Source organism: Streptomyces sp. NPDC047981, from assembly GCF_040653315.1.
Classification (GTDB): Bacteria; Actinomycetota; Actinomycetes; order Streptomycetales; family Streptomycetaceae; genus Streptomyces.
The window spans coordinates 1-10,493 of record NZ_JBEZNQ010000138.1 but is presented as its reverse complement, the minus strand read 5'-3'; the positions used below and the strand labels follow the sequence as shown (position 1 = coordinate 10,493).

General features: G+C 71.2%; 8 protein-coding genes. 2 read left to right on the top strand and 6 right to left on the bottom strand.

Translation table 11 applies throughout. The features are described from left to right. Positions 1 to 370: 370 nt before the first annotated feature. The gene (locus AB0E14_RS38110; RefSeq protein WP_362429615.1) at positions 371 to 1,378 is read right to left on the bottom strand and encodes a stage II sporulation protein M; all 1,008 of its coding nucleotides are present in this window, start codon (positions 1,376 to 1,378) and stop codon (positions 371 to 373) included. Positions 1,379 to 1,500: 122 nt separating this feature from the next. Here AB0E14_RS38110 and AB0E14_RS38105 point away from each other — a divergent pair, with 122 nt between their 5' ends. After that, entirely contained in the window at positions 1,501 to 2,427 is a 927-nt protein-coding gene (locus tag AB0E14_RS38105) for an RDD family protein (protein WP_362429612.1), read from the top strand. Here the strand turns inward: AB0E14_RS38105 and AB0E14_RS38100 are convergent. Then, complete coding sequence (locus AB0E14_RS38100; RefSeq protein ID WP_362429609.1) at positions 2,424 to 3,050, bottom strand: hypothetical protein; 627 nt, start codon at positions 3,048 to 3,050, stop codon at positions 2,424 to 2,426. The genes AB0E14_RS38105 and AB0E14_RS38100 overlap by 4 nt on opposite strands. Positions 3,051 to 3,212: 162 nt before the next feature. Continuing rightward, positions 3,213 to 4,670: an adenosylhomocysteinase gene (ahcY, locus tag AB0E14_RS38095; protein WP_362429606.1), complete on the bottom strand. Its 1,458-nt coding sequence runs from the start codon at positions 4,668 to 4,670 to the stop codon at positions 3,213 to 3,215. A 378-nt stretch (positions 4,671 to 5,048) separates the two neighbouring features. Between ahcY and AB0E14_RS38090 the strand changes: the two genes are divergently transcribed. Further along, positions 5,049 to 7,097, top strand: a complete 2,049-nt coding sequence (locus AB0E14_RS38090; RefSeq protein ID WP_362429603.1) for a fructose-specific PTS transporter subunit EIIC — start codon at positions 5,049 to 5,051, stop codon at positions 7,095 to 7,097. Positions 7,098 to 7,172: 75 nt separating this feature from the next. On the opposite strand, the gene AB0E14_RS38085 is transcribed toward AB0E14_RS38090, so the two are convergent. The 3 genes from AB0E14_RS38085 to AB0E14_RS38075 all read right to left on the bottom strand — a co-directional run. Further along, the gene (locus AB0E14_RS38085; protein WP_362429600.1) at positions 7,173 to 8,138 is read right to left on the bottom strand and encodes a cation diffusion facilitator family transporter; all 966 of its coding nucleotides are present in this window, start codon (positions 8,136 to 8,138) and stop codon (positions 7,173 to 7,175) included. A 66-nt stretch (positions 8,139 to 8,204) separates the two neighbouring features. Continuing rightward, complete coding sequence (gene manA, locus AB0E14_RS38080) at positions 8,205 to 9,356, bottom strand: mannose-6-phosphate isomerase, class I (protein WP_362429597.1); 1,152 nt, start codon at positions 9,354 to 9,356, stop codon at positions 8,205 to 8,207. Positions 9,357 to 9,491: 135 nt separating this feature from the next. Continuing rightward, positions 9,492 to 10,493, bottom strand: a 1,002-nt coding sequence (locus AB0E14_RS38075; protein ID WP_362429593.1) for an SIS domain-containing protein, incomplete at its 5' end; no start/stop codon positions are given.

Below are 10,493 nucleotides of genomic sequence, written 5' to 3'. Positions count from 1 at the left end.
TCGGGCTTTCCTCCGGGCTTTTCCCTTCGGTCTTTCGTGTTTCCAGCTTAGCAGATCCGTTTTCCGTTTCTGCCACCCGCTGGAGCGGGCTGCCGGGCCGTTCTTCGCTTTCGCGTTTCCCTTTCCGGCGATTCCGACTTTATCAGATTCATTCCGGCCGACCTAATCGGTGGCTTTCGTGATTCGAATAAGGAATCGGGGTGGCTCCGTGGAAATCGAATCCCGACCGGAGCAAGAGAGATACTAACTCGCAGCCATCGAACTTGTCCAGTCCGAGGCAACCGTTTGAATCTACCTCCCCACGCGAACCGTGTCAACAGTTTTTTGTGGGCGAAGAGGAGACTAGCAGGTCAGCGGGGGCGTACGCACATCAGGCGGCGGTCGGCAGCTCAGCGGTGCGGTCCGCGTCGGCGAGGTCGCCGGTTTCGCCCGCGCGTGCCGCGCGACCGCCCAGGACGTAGACGTAGGCGAGGAATGCCAGCTCGGCGGCGATGCCGATCGTGATGCGTGCCCAGGTCGGGAGGCCCGACGGGGTGACGAAGCCTTCGATGAGGCCCGAGAGGAAGAGGACGAGGGCGAGGCCGATGGCCATGCCCACCGCCGCACGGCCCTGGGCGGCGAGCGCCGCCCGGCGGGTCGTCGGACCCGGGTCGATGACCGTCCAGCCGAGCTTGAGGCCGGTGCCCGCGGCGACGAAGACCGCGGTCAGTTCGAGCAGGCCGTGCGGGAGGAGCAGGCCCAGCATGATGTCGAGGCGGCCGGCGGCGGACATGAGGCCGATGGCGACGCCGACGTTCAGCATGTTGAGGAAGAGGATCCAGATCACCGGGATGCCCAGGAACGCTCCCAGGACCAGGCACATGGCGGCGGCCCGGGCGTTGTTCGTCCAGACCTGGGCCGCGAAGGAGCCTGCCGGGTTGCTCGAGTAGTACGTCTCGTACTGGCCGCCCGGGCGGGTCATCTCGCGGAGCTCCGCGGGGGCGCCGATGGCGGACTGCACCTCCGGGTGCGTGCCGATCCACCAGCCGACGACCGCAGCGAGGAGGAGAGACAGGACGGCGGTCGGGATCCACCAGTGGCGTGAGCGGTAGACCGCGGCCGGGAAGCCGGCCGTCAGGAACGTGGCCGCGTCGCGCCAGGACGAGCGGCGGGTGCCGGTGACGCTGGCTCGGGCACGGGCGACCAGCTGGGTGAGCCGGGCCGTGAGCATGGGGTCCGGCGCGCTGGACTGGATCAGGGAGAGGTGGGTGGCCGTCCGCTGGTACAGGGCCACGAGTTCGTCGGCCTCGGCGCCGGTCAGCTTGCCGCCGCGGCGCAGGAGCTGGTCGAGGCGGTCCCACTCGGCGCGGTGGGCGGTGACGAAGACGTCAAGGTCCATGATCGGCTGCTGCTCCAGGCACTGGGGTGCGTACGGGTCCGTACTACTGCGGCGCGCTGCCGGTCAGCTTGGCAGACTGTCGTATCCAGGGGTCCGGGCAGGTCTGAGGAAGGTGGGTCTTCGTGAGCGGGGTGGTGACGGGGGACGCCGTCGTGCTGGGACTGCAGCCGGCTCGGCTGCCCAGCCGGGCTCTGGCGCTCTTCCTCGATCTGGTGGTCGTCTGGACCGCCTATCTGCTGGTCATGTTCGGGCTCACGTTGGCCACGGCTTCTCTTGACGAGGCCGCGCAGATGGCGGTGGACATCGCCGGCTTCGTCCTCGTGCTCGTGGGGGCGCCCATCGCCGTGGAGACGCTGTCGCACGGGCGGTCGCTGGGGAAGCTGGCCTGCGGGCTGCGGGTGGTGCGGGACGACGGCGGGCCGATCCGGTTCCGGCACGCGCTGGTGCGGGGCGCCATGGGGGTCGTGGAGATCCTGATGACGTTCGGGGTCGTCGCCTGTGTCGCCTCGCTCGTGTCCGCGCGTGGGCGGCGGCTCGGTGATGTCTTCGCCGGGACCCTCGTCGTACGGGAGCGGGTGCCTGCGGCGCGGAACGCGTTCGTGCCTCCTCCCCCGCCGTGGCTCGTGGGGCGCTTCACCGAGCTGGACCTCTCCGCCGTGCCGGACGGGCTCTGGCTGGAGATACGGCAGTACCTGACGCGGATGGGGCAGCTCGATCCCGCGGTGGGACGGCGGATCGCCGAGCGGCTCGCGGACGAGCTGGTCGCGCGGACGGGGACTCCGCCGCCCGCCGGGGTGCCCGCGGCGGCCTTTCTGGCCGGGGTCGTCGGCGAGCGGCAGGCCCGGGACGCCCGGCGCGCCTTCTCCCCTTCCGCTCCCGTGGCGCAGCCGGGAGCGGAAGGGGTGGCCGGTGTCGCCGGCGTCGGGATCGCGGGGGCCGGTGGTGCTCCGCGTGATGGGGGTGACTCCGGCGGGGGTGTTCCGTCGGCGCCGGCCGGTCCGCCCGCGGCTGAGGCTCCTCGTTCTACCGGGTTCGCGCCGCCCGCCTAGTTCCCGGTGTCGGGGAACACGGACGGTGGGGTGTCGAGGGATTCCAATTCGATGCCGGGGGCCGAGAGGACCACGTCCCCGGCGATGTGAACCGTGTGCTGTTCGCCGGTGTCCAGGGCGTTGACCTGGTACTCGTCCACGATCAGAACGCCATTGTCAGTGGCGTGCGCTTCACTCTTCATCAGGGCCCAGGACTGGTCGATCGTGAGGGGGGCGAGCACGGGATCCGTGAAGGCGACGAGCCGGACGCGGGTCGCGGGGGAAGCGGGGGTGAGACGCAGCAGTCGTGTGATCGCGACGAGGAACGCCGGGGACGTGCCGCTGAAGGCGTGGGCGCGCACATTGCCTTCGGTGGCGTGGGTTCCGGTGGGGTCCGTGCGGACCCAGGTGACGCCTTCGAGGGCGGCGCCGCGGACCTGCCAGCTCGCGGCGTGGAGTTCGAGGCGGATGGGGCGGCCGAGTTCGTCGATGGCCAGATCGACGGAGCCCGCGTGGTCGCCGGAGGGGGTGGTGATCTGGGAGACGTAGCGCCAGCCGGAGGGGCCGGGCGCGCAGTTGAAGTGTTCTTCGCCGAGGGGGGTGTGATCGTGCGGGTCATGGAGCGAATAACGGCCGCGGGGCATGGGTCCGGGTCCTCGGGGTGCTTCGTCGGGGGGTAGAGAGGCCCGGGTGCGGGCCGGTCATACGGGGCAGGCCCCCGGCACGGGGGTGCGGGGGCCTGCCTGATCCTCTACGGGTGCGGGTGACGGGCGTGCGTCAGTGCACGGGCGCCGTCGGTGCCGGCATCAGTAGCGGTAGTGGTCCGGCTTGTACGGGCCCTCGACCTGGACGCCGATGTAGGCGGCCTGCTCCGGGCGGAGGGTCGTGAGCTTCACGCCGAGCGAGGCGAGGTGGAGGCGGGCGACCTTCTCGTCCAGGTGCTTGGGGAGCACGTAGACGTCGGTCGGGTACTCCTCCGGCTTGGTGAAGAGCTCGATCTGGGCCAGGGTCTGGTCCGCGAAGGAGTTCGACATCACGAAGGAGGGGTGACCGGTCGCGTTGCCCAGGTTCAGCAGGCGACCCTCCGAGAGGACGATGACGACCTTGCCGTCGGGGTAGGTCCAGGTGTGGACCTGCGGCTTGACCTCGTCCTTGACGATGCCGGGGGTGGCGGCCAGGCCGGCCATGTCGATCTCGTTGTCGAAGTGACCGATGTTGCCGACGATCGCCTGGTGCTTCATGCGGGCGATGTCGGACGCCATGATGATGTCCTTGTTGCCCGTGGTGGTGATGAAGATGTCGGCGGTCTCGACGACGTCGTCGAGGGTGGCGACCTGGTAGCCGTCCATCGCCGCCTGGAGCGCGCAGATCGGGTCGATCTCGGTGACGATGACGCGGGCGCCCTGGCCGCGCAGCGACTCGGCGCAGCCCTTGCCGACGTCGCCGTAACCGCAGACGACGGCGGTCTTGCCGCCGATCAGGACGTCGGTGGCGCGGTTGATGCCGTCGATGAGGGAGTGGCGGCAGCCGTACTTGTTGTCGAACTTCGACTTCGTCACCGCGTCGTTCACGTTGATCGCCGGGAAGAGCAGCGCGCCCTCCCGGTGCATCTCGTACAGCCGGTGGACACCCGTCGTGGTCTCCTCGGTGACACCGCGGATCTCGGAGGCGAGCTGGGTCCACTTCTGCGGGTTCTCGCCGAGGGTGCGGTTGAGGAGGCGGAGGATGTAGCCGTACTCCTCGCTGTCCGCGGTGGACGGGTCCGGGGCGGAGCCGGCCTTCTCGAACTCGACGCCCTTGTGGACGAGGAGGGTGGCGTCACCACCGTCGTCAAGGATCATGTTCGGGCCGCCGGTCGGCGTGTTCGGCCAGGTCAGGGCCTGCTCCGTGCACCACCAGTACTCCTCCAGGGTCTCGCCCTTCCAGGCGAAGACCGGGACGCCGGCGGGGGCGTCGGGGGTGCCGTTCGGGCCGACGGCGATTGCCGCGGCGGCGTGGTCCTGGGTGGAGAAGATGTTGCAGGACGCCCAGCGGACCTCGGCGCCGAGGGCGACCAGGGTCTCGATCAGGACAGCGGTCTGCACGGTCATGTGCAGGGAGCCGGTGATCCGGGCGCCGGCGAGGGGCTGCTGCTCGGCGTACTCGCGGCGGATCGACATCAGGCCGGGCATCTCGTGCTCGGCGAGGGTGATCTCCTTGCGGCCGAAGGCGGCCAGGGACAGGTCGGCGACCTTGAAGTCCTGCTGGGTGGCGGCAGTCGTCATGACTGGGCTGCTCCTCACGATCGGGTGCGATCGGTTCGAGGTTCGGTTGGGGCGCGCCTGACACCGCGACATGAGGGGGCGCGGGCACACGAATGCCCGGCGTATCTCACGCGGTGCAGTCGTCGGAGGCCCTCTCTCCCTCGGCCGGTCCTCGCAGGGACCGCCCGACCGCCATCAGCAGCGACGTCTGGCTGGTCACGAATCTACACCGATCGCCCCGGCGATCCACAGCCCGCCCAGGGCGACGATTCGGCCGGATCCGGTCTCGACTTCGGGCCCTGTGGCCCGGTCGTTCGGGGCCTTACGCACTTTTGACAGCGTTGCCATCTGGGGCACGATGCGGGGGAACCACCAGCGAGCGAGTGCGAGGAGAAGCCTGTGACCAGTCCAGCGAGTGAGGGGCGGAAGGTGCGGCTGCTCGCGATCACGGCCTGTCCGACCGGTATCGCCCACACCTATATGGCGGCGGAGAAGCTGGCGCAGGCCGCGCAGGCGCTCGGCGTCGAGATCAAGGTGGAGACGCAGGGGTCCATCGGGGCCGAGAACGTGCTGACCGACAACGATGTCAGGCACGCGGACGGCATCATCGTGGCCGCCGACAAGGACGTCGACCTCAGCCGGTTCGCCGGGAAGCGGGTGCTGACCGTCGGGGTGGCCGAGGGCATCCACCATCCGGAGCGGCTGATCGAGCAGGTGCGCAGCGCGCCCGTGCACCGGTCCGGGGGCGGTGCCCCGGCGAGCGGCGGCGCGGGCGGCGGGAAGGAGCGGAGTGTCGCGTACAAGGCGCTGATGAACGGTGTCTCGTACATGATCCCGTTCGTCGTGGTCGGCGGGCTGCTGATCGCGATCTCGCTCGCCGTCGGCGGGCACGCGGGGCCCGACGGGCTGGTCATCCCGGAGGACTCCTTCTGGATGGACGTCAACAACATCGGGGTCATCGGCTTCAAGCTGATGGTGCCGGTCCTGTCCGGCTACATCGCCTACGCGATCGGGGACCGGCCGGCGCTGGTGCCGGGCATGATCGGCGGCTGGATCGCCGCCGACGGTTCGCTGTACCACTCCGAGGCGGGCGCGGGTTTCATCGGGGCGATCGTGACCGGTTTCCTCGCCGGCTATCTGGTGCTGTGGATCAAGAAGGTCCGCGTACCGAAGTTCGTCCAGCCGATCATGCCGATCATCGTGATCCCCATCGTGGCGACCACGGCCCTGGGGTTGTTCTTCATCTACGTGATCGGGCAGCCGATCTCCTGGGTCTTCGAGCACCTGACGAGCTGGCTCGGCGGGATGACCGGGACGAGCGCGATCCTGCTCGGGGCGATCCTCGGGCTGATGATCGCGTTCGACATGGGCGGTCCGGTCAACAAGACGGCGTTCCTCTTCGGGGCGGGGCTCATCGCCACGGGCAACATGACCGTCATGGGCATGTGCGCCGCCGCGATCCCCGTGATGCCGCTCGGCCAGGGCCTGGCGACGCTGCTGCGGCGCAAGCTGTACTCGGAGCAGGAGCGGGAGACCGGGATGGCCTCGCTCTTCATGGGCATGTTCGGGATCTCCGAGGGCGCGATCCCGTTCGCTGCGGCGCGGCCCGCGCAGGTGATCCCCGCGAACATGCTGGGCGGCGCGGTCGCCGGTGCGCTGGCGGGCATGGCCGGGGTGACGGACGCGGTGCCGCACGGCGGGCCGATCGTGGCGGTGCTCGGCGCGGTGGGCGGTGTGCCGATGTTCTTCCTGGCCGTCGCGGTCGGCACGGTCGTCACCGCGCTCACCACGAACGCGCTGATCGACATCCGGGAGCGGCGGAACCGGGGTGGCGTGGTCGCGCCCGTGGCCGCTGTGGCCGGGGTTCCCGCGCCTGAGCCGGTGGGTGCGGCGGCGGCGGTGGCTGCGGCTCCGTCCGCACCCGGGTCCGTCGGCGGCGGTGTGGGTGGCGCCGGTGGCGGCGGTGTGGGTGGCTCCGGCGGCGAGCCGGCCGCCGTGCTCTCCGGGTACCTGACGGCCGCGACCGTGAACGTGCGGCTCGACGCCGGCGACAAGGACGCCGCCATCCGGGAGATGGCCGCGATGCTCGCCACGACCGGGAAGGTCAGGGACCTCGACGGGCTCGTGGCCGCCGCGTTCGCCCGGGAGGCGCAGGGCACGACCGGGCTCGGCGAGGAGATCGCCATCCCGCACGCCAAGACCGATGCCGTGAAGGCGCCGGTCGTCGGCTTCGCGCGGTCGGCCGAGGGCGTCGAGTGGGGCTCTCTCGACGGGACGAAGGCGCGGCTGATCTTCATGATCACGGTGCCGGAGGCGGCCGCGGGTGACGAGCATCTGCGGATCCTGGCGATGCTGTCGCGGAAGCTGATGGATCCGGGTTTCCGGGAGCGGCTGCTCTCCGCGGTCGATGAGGCTGCCGTGCTGGGGGTGCTGGGGGAGGTCGAGTAGCTCCCACGCGCGCTCGCGCGCACGACGAGGGCCCGGGGTCTCGGTGACCTCGGGCCCTCGTCGTGCGGTCGGGCGTCAGTGGGTGGAGCCGCCCGGGGTCTTCGCCGGGTTCTCGCCCGCCGCGGCTGCCGCCTCGCTGTAGACGTCCGGCTCCAGGTAGATGACCCGGGCGATCGGGACGGCGGCGCGGATGCGCTCCTCGGCCGCGTTGATGGCGTGGGCCACGTCGGCGGCCGTGTCGTCGTGCCGGACGGCGACCTTGGCGGCCACCAGGAGCTCCTCGGGGCCGAGGTGGAGCGTGCGCATGTGGATGAGGCGGGTGACGGTCTCGCCGTCGACGACGGCCTCCTCGATCATCTTCACCTGGTCGACGCCGGCGGCCTCGCCGAGCAGCAGCGACTTGGTCTCGGCGGCCAGGACGATCGCGATGACGATGAGGAGGATGCCGATGCAGAGGGTGCCGATGCCGTCCCAGATGCCGTCGCCGGTCAGCAGCGCGAGGCCGACGCCGCCGAGGGCGAGGAACAGGCCGACGAGCGCGCCGAGGTCCTCCAGGAGGACGACCGGCAGCTCGGGGGCCTTCGCCCGGCGGACGAACTCCTTCCAGGACAGCCCGCCACGGACCTCGTTGGACTCCTTGATGGCCGTACGGAAGGAGAAGGTCTCGGCGATGATCGCGAAGACGAGGACGCCGACCGGCCAGTACCAGGCCTCGATCTCGTGCGGGTGCTTGATCTTCTCGTAGCCCTCGTAGATGGCGAACATGCCACCGACGGAGAAGAGGACGATCGAGACGAGGAAGGCGTAGATGTACCGCTCGCGGCCGTAGCCGAAGGGGTGCTGCGGGGTCGCCTCGCGCTTCGCCTTCTTGCCGCCGAGCAGCAGCAGGCCCTGGTTGCCGGAGTCGGCCAGCGAGTGGACGCTCTCGGCCAGCATCGAGGACGAACCGCTGAAGAGGAACGCCACGAACTTGGCTACCGCGATCGCGAGGTTCGCGGCGAGCGCCGCCACGATCGCCTTGGTTCCGCCTGACGCGCTCATGGGTGTACGTGTTCCCTTCGTCGGTACTCCGGCACTGTTGCCGCCATTCGGCCGGTCATTGTTGCATCAGGCGGCGACGGTGGCGCGAAAGACCGTTCCCGTACCGGACAGTTCGGTCGTTTCACCTGCCGGTACGAAGACGGACTCACCGGGAGCGAGGGTCACTTCGCCCGCCTTGGGCCGGCCCGCGACGGCGAGCAGGATCTGCGGGGTGCCGGCGGTGACGTCGGTGGGGGCGGCGCCCTCGGCGCGTACGAAGCGGGAGAGACGGAACTCGTCGATCGGGATGTCGTAGACCTCCTCGCCCGACGGGGACGCCTCGGGGCGCAGGATGCCCGGGTCGGTCGGCTCGAAGCGGACGACCTTGAGCAGTTCGGGGACGTCGACGTGCTTCGGGGTGAGTCCGCAGCGGAGCACGTTGTCGGAGTTGGCCATGATCTCGACGCCGAGTCCGTCCAGATAGGCGTGCGGGACGCCCGCGCCGAGGTAGAGGGCTTCGCCGGGCTGGAGTTGGACGAAGTTGAGCAGCATGGCGGCGATGACGCCGGGGTCGCTCGGGTAGTGGTGGGCGAGCGTGGCGTACGGGGCATGGGCCCCGCCCAGGCGCTGGGCGGCGGCCGCGGCCTCGGCGACGGTGTGCGCCATCTCGGCCGGGTCGGCGGTCAGCAGGGCCGTCAGGACCTCGCGCAGCGCGTCCTCTTCGGGGTGGGCGTGCAGCAGGTCGACGTACGGCTTGAGGGAGTCGACGCCGAGCGCGGAGAGGGCGTCGGCGGCCTCGACGGGGTCGCGGAAGCCGCAGAAGCCGTTGAACGTCCCGAGGGCGCAGATCAGTTCGGGCTTGTGGTTGGCGTCCTTGTAGTTGCGGTGGGCCGCGTCGATCGGGACGCCGGCCGCCTCCTCGGCGGCGAAGCCGGCCTTGGCCTGGGCGAGGTCGGGGTGGACCTGGAGGGAGAGCGGGGCTCCGGCGGCGAGCAGCTTGAGCAGGAACGGCAGCCGCGGGCCGAACTTGTCGACGGCCGGCGCGCCCAGTTCGCGTACGGGATCGGCGTCGATCACCTCGTTGAGCGGTCCGCGCTCCGTGCGGGAGGGGGCGCCGGGGTGGGCGCCCATCCACATCTCGGCCTGGGGTTCGCCGGTGGGCGGGGTCCCCAGGAGTTCCGGGATGGCCGTGGTGGAGCCCCAGGCGTAGGGGCGGACGGTGTTGACGAGGCGGTCCATGGAGCCTTCCAGCTTTCCTCGGTGCGGTGACGCGGTGGCGCGAAGGGTGGTGGCGCCTTGGCGCCGTGGCGCGATGGTGCGGTGATGGAAGTGGGGCGGGGGCGTCCGGGGGATGGCGGCGCCGTGACGGTTGCCTTACGACGGGGGTGGCGGGGGTGCGATGCCTGCGGAGGCCAGGGAGAGGTACACGGCGGCGAAGTCCGTCACGGCGAGCAGTTCGGCCAGGATCTCCAGGAGTTCGCCCGCCTCGCCGGGGGTCTCCTCCGACGCGAGCGGTTCGAGTTCGCTGATGGCCGTGCCGTGGCTGAGCGCGAGTTCGCGGGCCGCGGGCGCGGCGGTCAGGCCGCCCGCGTCGGCCGGGCGGTCGCGCAGCAGCACGACCCGGGCGCGCAGGGCCTGCTGCTCCTCTACGCGGTCGCGGAAGAAGTCGTCGGGATCGGCGCCGGCCGCGTAGTCGCCCGCGAGCAGGACACCGTGCGCGGGCAGGGCCTCGGGGAGTTCGGCGGCGAGGGCGGGCAGTCCGGCCAGTTCGGCGAGGACGGCGGCGAAGCGGCGGCCGACGGGGCCGGCGGCGTCGCCCTCGGTCCAGATCAGCGGGAGGGTGTCGGCGAGTTCGGCGGCGAGCGTCTTGGCCGGGTTGCTGTACGTGGCGATGGCCGGGCCGCAGCGCTCCGCCGTGCGGTCCAGGCGGTCGGCGACCTTCTCCAGCGTCTCGGGCGGGGCCTCGACCAGGCCGACGCGGTCGAGCAGCGCGAGGAGCGGGGTGAACAGGGCCCACAGGGCGCCGGGGCCCGCGGCGAGGGACTCCTCGTACTCCTCGGGGCTCTCGTGCGGGGCCGTCGCCATCGGGACGAGCAGTCCGCGGGGCGCGCTGACGGTCTCGGCGAGCGGGGCGGTCTTCGGGGCGACGGCGACGACCGTGATGCCCCGCCGGTACGCCTGCTCGGCGAGGAGCGCGAGGCCGGGTTCGGAGCCGTCGGTGGTCGGGATGAGGAGGAGGTCCACGGAGCCGGCCCAGCCGGGCAGGGCCCAGCGCAGGGCTCCGGAGGCCGGGGCGACGCCGGTGGGCTGGAGGCGGATCACCGGGGCGGCGGCGCCGGCGAGGGCGCCGACCAGGTCGGCGACGCCGGCGGCGGC

What these genes read in the sequence shown, in the direction of transcription:
- AB0E14_RS38085 (WP_362429600.1), bottom strand. Translation starts at nt 8,138, where the DNA reads ATGAGCGCGTCAGGCGGAACCAAGGCGATCGTGGCGGCGCTCGCCGCG.
- AB0E14_RS38110 (WP_362429615.1), bottom strand. Translation starts at nt 1,378, where the DNA reads ATGGACCTTGACGTCTTCGTCACCGCCCACCGCGCCGAGTGGGACCGC.
- ahcY (WP_362429606.1), bottom strand. Translation starts at nt 4,670, where the DNA reads ATGACGACTGCCGCCACCCAGCAGGACTTCAAGGTCGCCGACCTGTCC.
- AB0E14_RS38100 (WP_362429609.1), bottom strand. Translation starts at nt 3,050, where the DNA reads ATGCCCCGCGGCCGTTATTCGCTCCATGACCCGCACGATCACACCCCC.
- manA (WP_362429597.1), bottom strand. Translation starts at nt 9,356, where the DNA reads ATGGACCGCCTCGTCAACACCGTCCGCCCCTACGCCTGGGGCTCCACC.